A 15,941-nucleotide genomic window follows, 5' to 3' on the forward strand; every position below is an offset into this window, starting at 1 on the left:
AATCACACATCAAGTAAGTTTACAACAAACTCCTTTTTATCACCTTTCCATTCAATATCTTTGATTATCTTTCTAATTTCAATTTGTTTTTCTTCAATAGATAATTCTGAAAAATTATTTAAAAACTTTTCCAAAGTATCACTTAAGATATTTATATTATTTTCTTTTGATTCAAGTGTAACTTGTTTTTGCTTAAGTATTAATAAATCTTCTTGAAGTTTTTTCTTTCTGTTTGAGTAGTCTGTTAATTTATTAAGAAGTATTTCTAATATGTCATCATTAGCTAATGAGAGTTTATCTGTTAAGCCATCAATTAGCTTATCCACTTTCAATAATTCCTTATTTACAGATTTTATTTGTTTAGTATATTTATCATCAGTATTTTGTTTGCTTATAAATGAATGTATTCCCTTTGAATTTATATCTTTTAGATAATTAAAAACATAAGTTTCAGCATTGGGGATTGTTAATCTACTATTTTTAATTTGTTTTTTACCATTAGAACCATAAGGAGTATGGTTACATTTGCATTTCTTTCTAAAGTATATATTAGGTTTACCTAGTTTATAAGAAGTTTCTACAACCATATTCTTTTTACAATATCCACACTTAACCATATGTGCTAGCCATGTGAATTTACTTATTCTAGGTTTAGGATCAAGAGAGTTTTGTTTTAATTTTTCTTGAGTTTTTATCCAAATATCTTCACTTATTATTCCTACATGATTAGATGGTGCAACTAGAGTTTTGGCATCTTTATTAAGTATAGCACCGCCATTTGGAGAAGTAGTATTTTTCCCATATGTTAAATAAGCTTTGGATTTACCATTCACTATAACATCATATCCTAAAGTAGATAAATATATATCCATTTTCTTTGATGAATTTACATAACATGGACTAGATAATATGTTTAATATTCTTCTTGTACTTGTGTTTAAATTATATCTTTTATTTATTTCATTTTTAACTTTATTAGCACTAAAACATTCAAGGTAAATATTGAATATATCTTTTACTATGCTGCTTTCAGATTTGTTTTCTTTTAAGTAAGAACATTCCTTACCATTTTCAGTAGTTCTATAACTTTCATATCCTAATAACAAAGTTCCACCTGTCCATTTACCACTCTTAGCTAATTCGAGCATATTATCTTTTACTCTTTGTTTTATATTCATTCTTTCCATTTCAGCCATTCCTGCAAGCATTGTCATCATCATCATTCCAGCAGGAGTTCTAGGGTCAAAGTTTTCAGTTACACTAATTAATGTAACATTATATTTTTTAAACTCTTCATAAGTTTTAAAAAAGTCTATTATATTTCTAGCTATCCTATCAAGTTTATAAATAGCTACGATATCTATTTCCTTTCTTTTAACTTTTTCCATCATTAGCTTATAAGCTGGTCTATTATTGTTACCACCAGAAAAACCTTCATCTTCAAATAATTCAAATTCGCATTCTTGGCCAGAAAAATAGTTTTTAACTAATTTGTTTTGAACACTTATACTGTCACCTTTAAATGATTCTACAGATTTTCTACTGTAAATTGCTACTCTTTTCATATAAGTACCTCCTTAAAAATTAATTGTGAATAAATGTACATTGTGTTAATAACTTAATATATTTGCAAAATTTAATAAAAGCTAGTAAAATAAAACTATAAAAATAGAACATATGTTCGTATAAATAAAGAACAAATGGAGTGGGTTATGTGGAAGAATTAATAAAAAAACTATTAGATAATCAAAATAAAATTTCTAAAAAAGGAGATAAGGTTTAACCTTATCTCTTTTTTTGTTCTAGTTTTAGAGCAATTTCAATTTTGATATTATTCCAAATGCTCTTTTCAGCATACTCACTTATGCTACCATCTTCTTTAATTTCACCATCTTCTATAAGTAAATCAATAAGCATATTAGTAGTTTCTAAGTTTAGTAGCTTAGTAACCTTCTTTTCTCCTATTAATTCAGAAATTGGTTTTTTAAAGTATTCTTCTAATTTTCTAGATGTTTCGATGCTTGGAGCACGACCTCTTTCTAAATGTGATAAAGTTCCTCTTGTAATCTTTAGTTCTTTAGAAAAAGCATCTTGAGAAAGATGTTTAGCTTTTCTAGTTTCTTTTAGAAATGTTGCTAAATCCATAAATGACACCTCCTTGCGTCTCTTTATGTATATATTGTAGCACAAAAGCGCACAAAATAAAACAGTAAATTCATTAAAAAATTAGAGAAATATTAAGAAAATTAAAGAAAAAGTGGTGTTTTGTTAACAAAATAACCTTTTGTATATTTGCGCGATATTGCGCTCTGATGTATGATGAGTATGTGCAAAGGAGGTGCAACGAATGAACGAAAGAATGAATAAGTTAATAAAAGTGCTTTTGGACAAGCAAAAAAAAATAAAGGAAGAGATGAAAAATGAGCATAGCTAAGATTTTGGATTACGAAAGACTAAAAAGAGGGTTTACTCAACAACAATTTGCTGAATTTCTTGGTGTAGCTAGAGGGACATTATCACATCATCTTACTGGTAGAACGATAAGTCCTAAATATATCAAGCTTTACTCTGAAAAACTTGATATTGATTTAGCAAAAATTTATATCAGAGAAAAGGAGGATAAAAAATGAATAACTTAATTATTTTTAAAAATGAAAATTTTGGACAAGTAAGAATGGCTGAAATTAATGGTAAGCCATATTTTGTAGGAAAAGATATAGCAAAATCTTTAGGATATAAAAATACTAATGATGCAATTACAAGACATTGTAAAGGGGTCGTGAAACACGAGGGGTTTAAAATTAATGGAAATAAAATTTCATTAATAACAGAAGGTGATATGTATAGGCTCATTACAAATAGTGAGTTGCCTCAAGCTGAAAAGTTTGAAGAATGGGTATTCGATGAAGTACTACCTTCAATAAGAAAGCATGGAGCATATATGACTGAAAATACTTTAGAAAAAGCATTAACAAGTCCAGACTTCTTAATTCAATTAGCAACTAACTTAAAAGAAGAGCAAGAAAAAAGAAAGCTGCTTGAAGAAGAAAGGGAACGCAATGCTCCAAAAGTTCTTTTTGCTGATGCTGTTAGTACAAGTCATACGTCAATACTTGTTGGAGAGTTAGCTAAGTTGATGAAACAAAATGGAATAGACACTGGAGAAAAGAGATTGTTTAAGTGGCTTAGAGATAATGGTTACCTTATAAAGCGTAAAGGAACAGATTACAATATGCCAACTCAAAAGAGTTTAGAGCTTAAGATAATAGAAACTAAAGAAAGAACAATCAATAATCCAGATGGAAGCATCAGAATTACTAAGACACCAAAGATAACCGGAAAAGGTCAACAGTATTTTATAAATAAGTTTTTAAATTAAGGAGGTTCTAGTATGGAAGGAAAATTTGTAACAGCAAATACAGATTTAGAAGTAAGAACTACTAATATACAAGTAGTTGAAATTGGAGATTTAGCATTTGAACAGGATGAAAGATACCCATGGGTTAATGTTTATTTAATCGGAGATGAAGGTAGAGAGGAATTTCTTGAACAAATAGATGAAGAAGAGATGCCGATAGGATTAGAAGAATTAAGAGTATTTGCTTTAAATTGGTATTTTAAAAATGTTGAGGTAGTCAGTAAATAGTAATATTGCTAACATCGACAAAATGATAGTGGACAAGTATCAGTAAACAGCAGATCCCTCTGATACTAAGGGAATGAATAGGACAAGCTCTATTAAAATCCTTTTAGAGCTAAAGGTAAATAAACAAAAGGGAGGGATAATATGAGCGGAATAACTGTAGTTGATAGAGTTAATTATCACGAAGGAAAGGGGATGCTACCACTTAAACTTGTTTTTTCTGATGGGGTAACTCTTAGAACTGGCAATCCAGAAGTAATACCTGCTATGGAAGAAAAACTTATAAAGCGTAATATTGAGCTAGCTCAGAAGAGAGTAAATAGAGAATCAGTATATTAAGGAGGTAGTATATGTTAACTCCAGCAGGAAGAATAATCTTAGGAATAATAGCAACATCAACAGCTTTATTTTCAATTATTTATTTTTTAGATAAATCTGTAAATGAGAAAGAACCTAGAGAAAGTTTTAAGTATTTAATGTTATCTATCGGATGTATTTTAAGTTTTATATTTTCGATGAATGTTATTTAAATATGAAAAATCTGCTCAAGAATTAAAGTTTCAAGAGCAGGAATTCATATACATTAACTATTAGCAGGATAGATATATGTAGTACCTTTACCGACTAGTACAATTCTATAATCTGGTTTTAATTTAACTAAATTGAATTTTTGAGATTGTGGTTCAAGCCGTATAGATTGTAGTATTATTTGATTTTCATTAAATACTTGAAGATAGGTAGTTTCATTATTTGAAATATTTTGGACTAGATATTCATTCTTGTCTGAAAAGTTTAAATCAGCAACATTATAAACCCCCTCTGTAAATGAATTTACTGCAAAAACAGGTTTATTGATTAAGTTAATTGAAAGAAAAAACAAAAAAATAAAAATAAATAATTTCTTTTTCATATTTAAATCACCGCCTAATATAATATTTTGATTTTAGCAATTAAAATATACATTGATTTTTATAGTGGTGAAATTAAGAAAATAAGGAATGATGTATATGAGTTATTTGTATATAGAAGATTTGAAAAACAGATATAGCAAAGAGGAATTTGAAAGTATCTTATTAGCTGTAGAATAGGATTTAAAATTCAATAATCTTAGATTTAAGAAACCTGTTACAAAGAGAAGTTTTTAGGGGTTCTTAACATAACAGAAAAAATGTATAGGAGGGCGTTATGAAGAAAGTTAATACAGGTTGCTTAGTAGCTTTGATAGGAAGTATAGTTATTTGGATTATCTTATTTTACGTATCTTATAAAGTTTGGTGTTGGCTATGGACTTAATTGAAATAGCTAAAAAGATAGCTTACAGAGTACAAGAAAGACTAAGCAAACTAACAATAGACAAACCTCTAAACGTTTTAATAGAGGAAGAAATAAAAAGAGAGTGCATTGGCACCGACCAAAGCAACCAATGTACTCAAGAAAACAAACTATTATTATATTAACATCTTAAAGATAAAAAAGAAAGAGGTGTATTGCAAATGAAGTATACCGTACATGGATTGCAACAAGATAAATTATTAGAAATGGGATTAGATAATGATGATGCTCTTATATTAGCAGTTATAAAAGAAATGTATGCTAGTAAGAAAATGGAGTATCAAATAATTGATGGAGAGAGATTTATTTGGATAGATCAAGGATATTTATTAGAATATATTCCTATAATTGGTACACGTAGAAAGTTACAATCAAGATTAAAAAAACTTTGTGAAAAAGGAATTATAGAGAGAAGATTATTAAACATTAAAAATGGTACAAAGGGTAGTTTTTCATATATAAATATTACAGCTAATTTAGATGATTTAAGTGAATATGATACCCTACGAAAAAATTGCACACCCCTACGAAAAAAAAGCGTAACCCCTACGAAAAAATTGCACAACAAAGATACTCCCATAAGTGATTCTATTAATAATATATCTAAAGATATATTAAGTAGCACTTCTGTGCAACGAGTTATAGATGAATGGAACTCTATAGGATTACAAAAAATTATATCTGTAAATGCAGGTACCAATAGATATAAATCTTTGAAAGCAAGAATTAATGAATATGGAATAGAAAAAGTTATAAAAGCTATTAAAAATATAAATGAGAGTAGCTTTCTTAAAGGACAAAATAATAGGAATTGGGTAGTAAATTTTGATTGGTTAGTAAAGCCTAATAATTTCATTAAAGTGCTTGAAGGTAACTATAAAGATAAAGGAGTGAGTGAAAATGACTTTTGCAGCGCTAAACAGGATTCTAGCTACAGTGAAAGAAAAGAACCAAAATACAACTACGACAAAATCAATGGAATCTAAACAGTATAAATGCAATAAGTGCAAAGATACTGGAATCATATTAGAGTATAGAGAGCATTTACAACCAATAGGAAGACCTTGTACATGTAAACTTACTAATAGTGTAGAAAAAGCATGGATAGAATTTGGTTTGGAGCCAAGTAAAGTTAAGAAAGTAAATGAATTTGTTCCATACGACAGAGTGACTGAAAATGCTAAAAATAAAGTTATAGATTATATATTTAATTTTAATAAAACTAATGAGCATAGTTGGTTTATGTTTATGGGACAACCTGGATCAGGGAAAACTCATTTAGCAACTGCTCTTGGAGCTGCATTGTTTAAAGATAAAAAAAGACATGTTATTTATATGCCTTATACTGAAGCAATCATGGGATTGAAAGGTTCAGCACGAGATTTTGAACAATACACTGTATTACTAGATAAATACAAAGAAGCAGAAATACTGGTAATAGATGATTTATTTAAAGATAAGGTTAGAAATGGTCAAATCATAGCACCATTAAGTGACATTGATATGAAACACATATACCCATTGATAAATTATAGATATTACAAAAACCTTACTACAATTATTTCTACAGAATGTACTATTGAAATGCTAGAGCAATTAGATGGTGCTCTAGCTGGTAGAATAGTTGAACGTTCTAATAAAAATATGGTTGTTTTCTTAGGAGAACAATATAACTATAGATTTAAAGATTTAAGAGGTGTTTAAATTGAGTGGAAGAAGATGGACTGAAGAAGAAGAAATTAAGCTGGAGAATATGGTGGGAATATATGCAATTCACACTATTGCTAAGAGACTTAACAGAACAGAGGCTTCAATTACTAATAAAATAACAAGATTAGGCTTAGGTGGCGGAGTTTCTAATACAGAAGGAATTACTTTAAATAAGCTTTCTGAAACTTGTGGAGTTGGAGAAGGTACTGTTAGAAGATGGATAGAAAAAGGTTTGAAAGCTAAAAAGAGTATCAAATATAGGTCTGCTAGATATACTTTTATAAAAATAAAAGATTTTTGGGAGTTTGCTTACAAAAACCAAGACGATATTAATTTTGCAAAAATAGAAAGAAATATATTGGGGTCTGAACCAAGCTGGGTGAAAGATAAAAGACGAACTGACATCAAATACTATAAAAATAAATGTAAAAGATGGACAAAGCAAGATGATGATACATTAAAAACTATGTATAAATATCACACTCTAAAAGAGATAGGTAAAACTTTAGGAAGAACAGAGGATGCGGTTAATACTAGAGCAAGGATTCTTGGAATAAAAAAAAGAGTGATAATTCCATTTTCTAAAAAAGAAATAAAGATGTTAATAAACATGAAAAATAAAGGTATGAGTGATTTTGAAATAGGGAAAAAGTTATGCAGATCCAGTTGGACTATAAATGTTAAATATAAATCTTTGCAAGGAAAACAGTGAAGTATATTGAGGTGATTTTATGAAGAGAGTTTTTGTTAAAGAGAATAATATAATAAGAATTCTTGAAGGTACAGGAACTGTTAGAAGTAATATTCTGGGAATGAGAAGCAGGTTGACAAGTGGAGAAGTTAAATATTATGAATTTGATTATGATGAAAGTTTAGAAATATCAGTTGATGCATATGTAGCAGCGTTAAATCAATTTCCAGATTTATTAGAAAAATCAAAGTTAATTAAAGAAATAACTTTTTAGAGGAATTTAATAATGGAGTTAAGGGTAATCAAATATCATTACGAAAGTAATAGTATTTGATTACTCAATAAAAAGATATGGATAAGAAATATTTTGAACATATAGCGAATATTAAAGAACTAGGAAAATACCATTATAAAGTATTACTTTTGCTTATAAGTGAAGATTATACTCAATCAGATATTAAAAATTTACTTGGTTTAAAAAAGCAGAATGTAAATAGAGTTTTTAGAGAGTTGGAGAAACTTGGTTTGATAGAGATCAAAGAAATAAAAGGATCTAATAAGTATTATAGATTAGTTGATGTTAAAAGATTGAAGTTAAATATAATCGGACAAATGAAGATTATTTAGGAGGAGTTATGTATAAAAAGAAATATAAAAGTAAGCAAATAGAGAAAAGAGTTTTAAATGTTGTTAATTATATATTAGAAAATAAAGCGACTATAAGAGAAACAGCTATATTTTTTGGAGTAAGTAAAAGCACTATACACAAAGATGTTACGGAAAGAATATTTGAATTAAATCCTCAAAAGGCTATTGAAGTTGAAAAAGTTCTTTTATTCAATAAGAGTGAGAGACATTTAAGAGGAGCGAGAGCAACAAAATTAAAGTTTTTAATGTTAAGAGAAATGGGCAACAAAGTTATACAAGGTGGAGTTTAAGATGATGAATATAAATAATAAAAAAGAATTAGAAAATTTATTGAGTGATTATAAAATATTACACAAAAAAGTAAAGGATTTTGAAATCTTAGGCAATGAAGAAGAGGCAAATAAATATAAAATTTTAATAGCTAGGATTGATAATGCTATTGATAGCTTAAGTGAAAAAGAAAAAGCAATAATAGAATTAAGATATATAGAAGGAATGGGAAGGCAGAGTTGGAAACTTATAGCCGAAAGTTTATATATAAGTAATACTAGATGTCATGTTATTAAAAATAGAGCTTTAGAATCAATAATAAAATTATTAGGGGTTTATAAAAACGGGACAAAAACGGTATAAAAACGGGACACTTATGTGTCCTTTTTTATGTTAAGATATATTACATAAATAAAAAATATTTAGAAAAAGTAACAGAGAAATTAAAAAAAATGTCCCCTTTGATGGGTTGGGGATAACTATACACTTTTTTTAGGAAAGGAGAAAGCTTATGAAGTCTAGTAAGAAGAAAAAAAGAATTAAAGAACTTTATAGAAAAGGCTATAATTCATCAGAAATTGCTAGAATTATAACTAAAGAGAATAGAGCAGAAGGAATCTTTAAAGTAACTACTAGAGAAGCTATTAAAAAATGTATTCAGAGAAATTTTAAAGAGTATAAAAAAGAGCATAAGATTAATGAAGCTGCAAGAAAAGAAGTTATAAAAGCTGTTGATTATGAATCTAAAAAATACATTGGTGATAGAGCTTTAATTCTTAAAAATAGAAGTGTATATGAAACTAAAAAAGATGGAGATATTGTTTTAAAAAAAGAAAAAGATATTAATTTTGTTTTTGCTGGAGATATGCCAAAGAGATTGGTTAATGAAAATAAAGTTAAAAATAAAAAATCAGATATTGAATTAGATAAAAGTATATTTGAGGTGGTAAACAAACACTATGGAGAGTTAGCTTAACTGGTAAAGCATTTCCCTATAAGGTTATAAGTTGAAGGTTCAATTCCTTTACTCTCCAAGGAGATATACCTCCTTAAGATGTTAATATATAGATTAAAGTCAAGCAGGGGATAAAACCCTGCTTCTCATGGAAAGTTATCCAAGTTGGTTAAGGAAACTGTTTATTTATCATCCTTTGAGTGGATTGATTAGTAAACTTTTATCAGGAGTTCGAATCTCTTACTTTCCAAAATTAAATATCCCTCATAGGAGGGGGGTACACTAGAGCTGGTTGGTCTTTTGACCAGGCTCTTTTATTTTACTTTAAAAAGGGAGGTGACTATGTGGGAGCGGAAACTAGTCCTATTAAGGACTTAAAGCAAATAAAGAGATTAAGAGAATATCTAAGAGATAAAAATATTGTTATTTATAGATATTTTATTATTGCTATAAATACTGGATTCAGAGCTAGTGATATGATTGATTTAACTGTAGCAGATATTAAAGAAGCAATAAGAAATGGCAAGTTTTCTATTAAAGAGAAAAAGAAAACTAACATGGCTATAGCTAAATATGAAGATGAAAAATTAGTATTAAAGAAAGTTAAGAATAGATCTGTAATTATAAATGATACTTTTAAAGCATTTCTTTATGAATGCATAGAGGGGAAAAAGGATTGGCAATATATTTTTGAATCTACTGAAAAAGATAAAATTACAGGAGCATCAAAGCATTATTGCATAAGGCATATTAGTAGAGAAATAAAACTTGCTGCAACAGCTTGTGGAATAGAAGGAAATGTATCATCACATGGGCTAAGAAAAACTTATGGTTATTTGCTTTATACTGGATATTGTAAGAGAGAAGAACCACAATTCGCCTTACTTAAAGTACAAGATCATTTTGGGCATGCTAAGTTAGAAGATACTAGAAGATATATAGGATTGAAAAAAGAAGAAGATATATATGGTGCTAGTGTATTAGCTGATGCTACATTAAAATAATTGGAAATTAAGTTTTTTATTTTTGTACTCAATGTAACTTTAAAAAGGTGAAGTAACATATGGGGATAAAATTTAGTGAGTATATATAAGAAGAAAGAAAATTTTAGTTATTTCGTAGTCCCTATAGTAAAGTAACATTAATACGATGATTTTAGGGAGAAAAAGTAACATTTTTAGAACTTTTTTAGAACTTTAAAAAATAAAAATACTTTATTTTTTAAAAGTCTATTTATTTTTTTAAAAAGTGAGGTGATATAGTGGGAAGACAGAATTATGATGAGTATTTAGAAAATGCTATAGACCGCATAAAAACTTGGGTTAGAGATGGTATAACTGATAAAGAAATATCGGAAAAGCTTGGAATAAGTTATTCAACATGGAAAAATAAAAAGGCCAAAAATAAAGTTATTAAAGATGCAATAGATGAGATTAAGGATATTAGAAATCAAGAAGTAGAAGAAGCTCTATTTAAAAATTGCAAAGGCTATCATTACTATGAAGAAGTACCAACTAAAGTAAAAGAAGAAGTTGAAAATGAGAAAGGTACTATTTTGACTGTAGAGAAAGTAGTTATATCTAAAGTTAAGAAGTGGAAAGCAGCAGACTTAGCAGCTCAAAAGTATTGGTTAAATAATAAGAAGAAGGCAGTATGGAAAGAAGATCCTAACAAAGTTGAACATGATAAGAAGATGCTTAAACTTAAAACTGAAGAATTTAAATCAAGGAGGATAGTTCTATGAAAACAACATGTAAGATATGTGGGATAGTGGAGAAACCACATAAGTGTCAGCATAGTAAGCGTAAGCTTGATAGAACTAGAGCTGACAATAAAGTGTATGAATCTAAACAATATAGAAAAGCTAGAAAGAATGTGTTAGTAGTATTTGATAATAATTGTTTATGGTCTTTATTTGTTGATGGAAAGATTAGAAAAACAAATATAACTCATCATATCATAGAGATACTTGAAGATGAGAGTAAGAGTGCTGATACATCCAACTTAATACCATTAACTGAAGCTAATCATAAGCTAGTGCATAGACTTTATTTAATAGATAAGAAAAGAATACAAGAATTATTAATAAAAATGATTTTTGATTATAATAATGGAAATATAGAACTAGGAAAATATAAAAATATTCTTAGTTTATATACCCCCCACTTTTGAAAAGTTTGAGCCTAAGAATTATCATGACAGGGCTACCCTTTTTCACAAAAAATCTGTAAAATGAGATTTTTTTAGTTTTTTTAGAAAGGAGGAGAGATTTTGGCTAGACCAACAAAGGCAGCAAGAGTTTTGAGTGAATGTAGTCAAACTAAAGATGAAATTCGAGAGAGAATAGAAAATGAAGAAGCTTTAAAAGGATATTCAGATAAGTTAATTGCACCTAAAGAATTAACAGAAAATCAAAAAAAGATTTTTAATTTCATATTAGAAGAATTAGAAGAATCTAAGTTATTGGGTAACTTAGATTTATTTATTTTAATAAATACTTGCATAGCTACAGATAGACTTTTAAGTATAGAATATGCCATAAATAAAAATCCATCTTTACAATTTAGTAGAGAAGTGATGAATAATAAGAAAATTTATTCTAGTGATTTTTATAGAGGTTGTAATGAATTGTCTTTATCTCCTCAAAGTAGAGCAAAATTAGCAAATATAAATATGAATGTTAATAAGAAAAAGGATGATCCTTTAATTAAAGCTTTAGAAGATGATGAAGATGACGAAGAATAAAGACTTAATAAAGAAGTCAAAAGCTTTTAAATATGCTACTTGGTGTGTTGAAGAAGATAATAATTATGTTGGGGTTTATGTAAAAAAACAAGCTCAATCATGGATAGATATTGTTAATGATAAGAATGAAGAGGCTTATGTTGATGTTAAGCTATTTAAGAAAATTTGTAAATTACTTAAATTAATGGTTCATCCAGATCTAGGAGGACAAATATCTATCTATAAAGGCATGGAAGATTATGCTTGGTTCTTTGTTATAGCAGTTTTATGTACAAGGAGCAGAGAAGATAAAAGTCGATATTATGAAACTGGATTATTAGAAATTAGTCGTAAGAACTATAAGACATTTGTATCGGCTATTATTTTTATAATAGGAATGCTTATAGAACCTCAATTTAGTAGATTCTTTAGTGTTGCACCAGATTATAAATTATCAAGTGAGTTAAGACTAGCTGTTAGAAAAATAATTAAATGTAGTCCAGCACTGGTTAATCATTTTAAAATAAATAGAGATATGATTTTATGTAAATTGACAGAGATAGAATATGTTCCATTAGCATATTCTAACGATGGGATGGATGGTAAATTAGCAAATATCTTTTTAGCTGATGAAGCAGGAGCATTAGATGATTATCCAGTTGAAGCTATGAGATCATCACAGATAACTTTAATAAATAAGTTAGGAATTATAATATCAACTCAATATCCTAATGATAAAAATGTTATGATTGATGAAATTGACTTTGCTAAAAAGGTGCTAGATGGATTAACTGAAGATAAAAGATATTTTTCACTTCTATACGAGCCTAATGACGAGTTGAGAAAGGAGTGGGAAACAAATGATTTAGTTATTTATCAATCAAATCCAGTTGCATATAGCACAGCTAGAGTATTTAAAGAAATTAAGAAGAAAAGAACTAAGGCTATATTATATGAAAATAAAAGAGAAAATTACCTTTGTAAACATAATAATATAATGTATAAAGGCCTTGGAACTGAAGGTTATATTGATATTAACATAGTTAAAGAATGTGTTATTATAGAAGATTTAAACTTTTGGAGAGGTAAAAAGGTTTATTTAGGACTAGATTTATCTATGACAGAGGATAATACAAGCGTAGCTATGATTACTGAATATGAAGGTATATTATATGCTAAGGTATGGGCATTCATTCCAAGTTCTAAAGTTGAAATAAAGTCTAATAAAGAATCTTTAGATTATAAAACGATGATTAGAAAAAAAGTTTGTTTTGAGTGTGGAGATGATGCAGTAGATTATGGATTCGTTGAAGAATTTATAATTAATTTACCTTTAGTTTATGGTGTTGAAATTTTACAAATAGGATATGATAGATACAACTGTTTATCTACAGCTCAAAAATTAGAAAGAGCTGGATTTGAAACAGTAGAAGTTAAGCAACATAGTAGTGTGCTTCATGGAGCAACTAAATTATTAAAAGAATATATATTACACAAAATATCTAAAGGTGATATGATTCACAGAACTTTTAAGTATGATGAAAATAGACTTTTAGAGATTAATTTTCAAAATGCTAGATGTACAGAAGATACTAATAAAAATAAGTATGTTAATAAAAAGAAATCAGCAGGTAAAGTTGATATGGTTGTAAGTTTAATAATAGCAGTTTATTTATTACAACAACAACAATTAGGTGGTAACCCTAATGATGCATTTGGAAGCGATTATTCTATGTAGAGGGAGGAATTATGGCTAATATAATTAAATATTTAGGTTGTATAATTTTTGAAAAGGCACAAGATATTTTAATATTAGGTGGAATAGGATTGTTTATTATAACTATGTTTAAACATGTTTCTGTATTTGCAGGAAGTTTAAGTTTAAGCATAGTTTTAATTCTTTTAGGTGCTACTTTAAGTAAGATAAGAAGTTAAAAGAATTAAATTAATTTGAAAGGGGGTGAAATTATTTTTGAAAAGATATTTAATAAGTCAGAAAAGAAACCAAGTAATTTAAGCACTCCTGAAAGATGGTTTGTTGATTTATTAGGAGGGATATCGACTAATGGTATATCGGTAACGCCAGAACTTGCATTAAATTTAAGCACAGTATTCAAATGTGTATTAATAAGAGCTGGAACTATAAGTAAGATGCCCTTACAAACATTTATGAAGTGTGAAAATGGTGGAAAAAAAAGAGTTAATGATGATGCATCATATCTTTTAGAAACTAGACCAAACAGATTAACTACACCATCTCAACTTAAAAAAATGATGTCATTGGATGTTGATTTATGGGGAAATTCTTATGTGCTAATAACTAAAAAAAGAAAAAGTTTAAAAAGGTTAGAACCATGGCTAGTTAAAGTTAAGCTTATGAGTGATGGGAGCCTAAATTATGATTATAGTAATCCTATAACCAATAGAATAGAACATTATACTGACGATGAAATTATGCACTTTAAAGAGATAAGTACAGATGGAATGTTAGGTAAAAGTAAAATTCAAATTGCAAGGGAAACCATATCAAATAATAAAGCCAGTAATAAACTTTTATCTAAATACTATGAAAATGGTACTTTAGCAAAAGGATTTTTAACACATCCAGCAGCATTAGGAAAAGAATCAAAGGATAATATAAAAAAAGCTTGGAAAGATGCTAATACTGGAATAGAAAAAGCTTATGAAATACCAGTTTTAGATGCTGGATTAGAGTATAAAGATATATCTATGAGTTTTGAAGATGCTCAATTCCTTAGTTTGAATAAATTTAGTGTTGAGGAAATAGCTAGGTTCTTTAATGTTCCACCATATATGGTTGGAATAATGGACGGAGCAAAGTTTAATAATGTTCAATCACAAGCTATGGACTTTGTTACAACTACAATTCAACCACTCATAACAGATTGGGAGGAAGAAATCTCATATAAATATTATTACACTACTGAAAAACAAAAAGGTTATTATTGCAAGTTTAATATGGCTGTAGCAATGAGAGCTGATGATTTATCAAGAGCAGATTTTTATACTAAAATGTTGGATAGTGGTATTTATTCATTAAATAAATGTTTAGCTTTAGAAGAGGAAGAATCAATTGGTGATATAGGAGATAGACATTATAGAAGTTTAAATTATGTTGATTTAGAGATAATGAATGAATATCAATTAAATAAATCTAAAAGAATATATGAGAAAGGGGGTATAAAAAATGAGTAGTTTTTTTGAAGTGAAAAATCAAACAGAGGATAGTGCAGAAATTTATATAGTTGGCCAGATTCAAACTGAAAAGCCTTGGTGGAAAGATGATGAAGTGAACAATGAAAATTGTTTAAGAGATTTTATAAAGACATTACAAGATTTAAAAGATGTTAAAAATCTAGTTATTCATATTAACTCTCCTGGGGGAGTTTTATTTGCTGGAGTAACTATGTATAATTTACTTAAAAATCACTTAGCACATAAAAAGATATATGTTGATGGTTCCGCAGCAAGTGCAGCAAGTATAATCGCTATGGCTGGTGATGAAGTAATAATTCCTAAAAATGCTTTTCTAATGATTCACAAACCTATAGTTGGGGTAGCTGGAAATGCCCTTGATTTACAAAAGGCTATAGAAATGTTAGATAGCATTGAGGTAGGTATGTTAAGTATATATGAGGAAAATTTGATTAATAGTGAAGATAAAGACATTATTAAACAAATGGTCCAGGATGAAACTTGGCTAAATGGAGAAGAAGCAGCTAAATATTTTAAAAATGTTAAAGTTGCAGATGAAGTTAATATTGCTGCATGTAGTAATTTTGATTTTAGTTGTTATAAGCATGTACCAAAAGAACTAATAAAGAATGAAATCAATAATACTAATGATGATGAACTTTTAAAAAAGGAAAAATTAAAGAAAAAAGAATTAGAGTTAATGAAAGCAAAACTAAGATTAGAAATATCTTAGTTTTTTTATTTGGAGGGAT

Annotated in this window: 25 protein-coding genes and 2 tRNA genes; 24 read left to right on the plus strand and 3 right to left on the minus strand. The window is 28.1% G+C overall.

The window, feature by feature from the left end; all coding sequences use genetic code 11:
• Positions 1–2: 2 nt before the first annotated feature.
• Together ACQZHJ_RS04490 and ACQZHJ_RS04495 are read right to left on the minus strand one after the other, a co-directional pair.
• Entirely contained in the window at positions 3–1,565 is a 1,563-nt protein-coding gene (locus ACQZHJ_RS04490; protein WP_430484344.1) for a recombinase family protein, read from the minus strand.
• Positions 1,566–1,785: 220 nt separating this feature from the next.
• The gene (locus ACQZHJ_RS04495) at positions 1,786–2,145 is read right to left on the minus strand and encodes a helix-turn-helix domain-containing protein (RefSeq protein ID WP_430484345.1); all 360 of its coding nucleotides are present in this window, start codon (positions 2,143–2,145) and stop codon (positions 1,786–1,788) included.
• Positions 2,146–2,420: 275 nt separating this feature from the next.
• On the opposite strand from ACQZHJ_RS04495, the gene ACQZHJ_RS04500 reads away from it, so the two are divergent.
• The 5 genes from ACQZHJ_RS04500 to ACQZHJ_RS04520 all read left to right on the plus strand — a co-directional run bounded on the left by ACQZHJ_RS04500 (position 2,421) and on the right by ACQZHJ_RS04520 (position 4,173).
• Entirely contained in the window at positions 2,421–2,630 is a 210-nt protein-coding gene (locus ACQZHJ_RS04500) for a helix-turn-helix domain-containing protein (protein ID WP_430484346.1), read from the plus strand.
• On the plus strand, positions 2,627–3,379 hold the full coding sequence (locus tag ACQZHJ_RS04505; RefSeq protein WP_430484347.1) for a phage antirepressor: 753 nt from the start codon (positions 2,627–2,629) through the stop codon (positions 3,377–3,379). Before ACQZHJ_RS04500 ends, ACQZHJ_RS04505 begins: the two co-directional genes overlap by 4 nt.
• Before the next feature lie 12 nt (positions 3,380–3,391).
• Positions 3,392–3,646 carry a hypothetical protein gene (locus tag ACQZHJ_RS04510; protein ID WP_430484348.1) on the plus strand — a complete coding sequence of 85 codons (255 nt, stop codon included), beginning with the start codon at positions 3,392–3,394 and terminating at the stop codon, positions 3,644–3,646.
• A 141-nt stretch (positions 3,647–3,787) separates the two neighbouring features.
• Complete coding sequence (locus ACQZHJ_RS04515; protein ID WP_430484349.1) at positions 3,788–3,982, plus strand: hypothetical protein; 195 nt, start codon at positions 3,788–3,790, stop codon at positions 3,980–3,982.
• An 11-nt stretch (positions 3,983–3,993) separates the two neighbouring features.
• Positions 3,994–4,173: a hypothetical protein gene (locus ACQZHJ_RS04520; RefSeq protein WP_430484350.1), complete on the plus strand. Its 180-nt coding sequence runs from the start codon at positions 3,994–3,996 to the stop codon at positions 4,171–4,173.
• A 53-nt stretch (positions 4,174–4,226) separates the two neighbouring features.
• Here ACQZHJ_RS04520 and ACQZHJ_RS04525 read toward each other — a convergent pair whose 3' ends face one another.
• A complete protein-coding gene (locus ACQZHJ_RS04525; protein WP_430484351.1) occupies positions 4,227–4,523 on the minus strand; it encodes a hypothetical protein in 297 nt (98 codons plus the stop codon).
• A gap of 403 nt (positions 4,524–4,926) precedes the next feature.
• Between ACQZHJ_RS04525 and ACQZHJ_RS04530 the strand changes: the two genes are divergently transcribed.
• The 19 genes from ACQZHJ_RS04530 to ACQZHJ_RS04620 all read left to right on the plus strand — a co-directional run bounded on the left by ACQZHJ_RS04530 (position 4,927) and on the right by ACQZHJ_RS04620 (position 15,922).
• Positions 4,927–5,100: a hypothetical protein gene (locus tag ACQZHJ_RS04530; protein WP_430484353.1), complete on the plus strand. Its 174-nt coding sequence runs from the start codon at positions 4,927–4,929 to the stop codon at positions 5,098–5,100.
• 36 nt (positions 5,101–5,136) lie between these two features.
• Positions 5,137–5,961 carry a hypothetical protein gene (locus ACQZHJ_RS04535; protein WP_430484354.1) on the plus strand — a complete coding sequence of 275 codons (825 nt, stop codon included), beginning with the start codon at positions 5,137–5,139 and terminating at the stop codon, positions 5,959–5,961.
• Positions 5,912–6,679: an ATP-binding protein gene (locus ACQZHJ_RS04540; protein ID WP_430484355.1), complete on the plus strand. Its 768-nt coding sequence runs from the start codon at positions 5,912–5,914 to the stop codon at positions 6,677–6,679. The genes ACQZHJ_RS04535 and ACQZHJ_RS04540 overlap by 50 nt, the downstream gene beginning before the upstream one ends.
• 1 nt (position 6,680) lies before the next feature.
• Positions 6,681–7,397 carry a hypothetical protein gene (locus ACQZHJ_RS04545; protein WP_430484356.1) on the plus strand — a complete coding sequence of 239 codons (717 nt, stop codon included), beginning with the start codon at positions 6,681–6,683 and terminating at the stop codon, positions 7,395–7,397.
• Between the two features lie 19 nt (positions 7,398–7,416).
• Positions 7,417–7,650 carry a glutamate racemase gene (locus ACQZHJ_RS04550; protein ID WP_430484357.1) on the plus strand — a complete coding sequence of 78 codons (234 nt, stop codon included), beginning with the start codon at positions 7,417–7,419 and terminating at the stop codon, positions 7,648–7,650.
• Positions 7,651–7,727: 77 nt separating this feature from the next.
• Positions 7,728–8,003 (plus strand): winged helix-turn-helix domain-containing protein, encoded by a 276-nt coding sequence (locus tag ACQZHJ_RS04555; RefSeq protein ID WP_430484358.1) that lies wholly within the window; start codon positions 7,728–7,730, stop codon positions 8,001–8,003.
• Positions 8,004–8,011: 8 nt separating this feature from the next.
• Complete coding sequence (locus tag ACQZHJ_RS04560) at positions 8,012–8,314, plus strand: sporulation transcriptional regulator SpoIIID (RefSeq protein WP_430484359.1); 303 nt, start codon at positions 8,012–8,014, stop codon at positions 8,312–8,314.
• A gap of 1 nt (position 8,315) precedes the next feature.
• Positions 8,316–8,657 carry a sigma factor-like helix-turn-helix DNA-binding protein gene (locus tag ACQZHJ_RS04565; protein ID WP_061414436.1) on the plus strand — a complete coding sequence of 114 codons (342 nt, stop codon included), beginning with the start codon at positions 8,316–8,318 and terminating at the stop codon, positions 8,655–8,657.
• 148 nt (positions 8,658–8,805) lie between these two features.
• Entirely contained in the window at positions 8,806–9,270 is a 465-nt protein-coding gene (locus ACQZHJ_RS04570) for a hypothetical protein (RefSeq protein WP_430484360.1), read from the plus strand.
• Positions 9,256–9,328, plus strand: a tRNA-Ile gene (locus ACQZHJ_RS04575). The genes ACQZHJ_RS04570 and ACQZHJ_RS04575 overlap by 15 nt, the downstream gene beginning before the upstream one ends.
• 71 nt (positions 9,329–9,399) lie before the next feature.
• A tRNA-OTHER gene (locus ACQZHJ_RS04580) sits at positions 9,400–9,499 on the plus strand.
• 94 nt (positions 9,500–9,593) lie between these two features.
• Positions 9,594–10,253, plus strand: a complete 660-nt coding sequence (locus ACQZHJ_RS04585; RefSeq protein WP_430484361.1) for a tyrosine-type recombinase/integrase — start codon at positions 9,594–9,596, stop codon at positions 10,251–10,253.
• Positions 10,254–10,510: 257 nt separating this feature from the next.
• The gene (locus tag ACQZHJ_RS04590; protein ID WP_110003713.1) at positions 10,511–10,993 is read left to right on the plus strand and encodes a Xaa-His dipeptidase; all 483 of its coding nucleotides are present in this window, start codon (positions 10,511–10,513) and stop codon (positions 10,991–10,993) included.
• On the plus strand, positions 10,990–11,421 hold the full coding sequence (locus ACQZHJ_RS04595; protein ID WP_430484362.1) for a hypothetical protein: 432 nt from the start codon (positions 10,990–10,992) through the stop codon (positions 11,419–11,421). The genes ACQZHJ_RS04590 and ACQZHJ_RS04595 overlap by 4 nt, the downstream gene beginning before the upstream one ends.
• 99 nt (positions 11,422–11,520) lie before the next feature.
• A complete protein-coding gene (locus tag ACQZHJ_RS04600; RefSeq protein WP_430484363.1) occupies positions 11,521–11,994 on the plus strand; it encodes a P27 family phage terminase small subunit in 474 nt (157 codons plus the stop codon).
• Entirely contained in the window at positions 11,981–13,711 is a 1,731-nt protein-coding gene (locus ACQZHJ_RS04605; RefSeq protein WP_430484364.1) for a terminase TerL endonuclease subunit, read from the plus strand. The genes ACQZHJ_RS04600 and ACQZHJ_RS04605 overlap by 14 nt, the downstream gene beginning before the upstream one ends.
• An 11-nt stretch (positions 13,712–13,722) precedes the next feature.
• Positions 13,723–13,908 (plus strand): hypothetical protein, encoded by a 186-nt coding sequence (locus ACQZHJ_RS04610; protein ID WP_430484365.1) that lies wholly within the window; start codon positions 13,723–13,725, stop codon positions 13,906–13,908.
• A 15-nt stretch (positions 13,909–13,923) separates the two neighbouring features.
• Positions 13,924–15,189, plus strand: coding sequence for a phage portal protein (locus ACQZHJ_RS04615; protein WP_430484366.1), 1,266 nt, complete (start codon positions 13,924–13,926; stop codon positions 15,187–15,189).
• Positions 15,182–15,922, plus strand: a complete 741-nt coding sequence (locus ACQZHJ_RS04620; RefSeq protein ID WP_430484367.1) for a head maturation protease, ClpP-related — start codon at positions 15,182–15,184, stop codon at positions 15,920–15,922. Before ACQZHJ_RS04615 ends, ACQZHJ_RS04620 begins: the two co-directional genes overlap by 8 nt.
• Positions 15,923–15,941 lie beyond the last annotated feature (19 nt).

This window comes from Clostridium sp. B9 (assembly GCF_050509515.1).
Taxonomy (GTDB): Bacteria; Bacillota; Clostridia; order Clostridiales; family Clostridiaceae; genus Sarcina.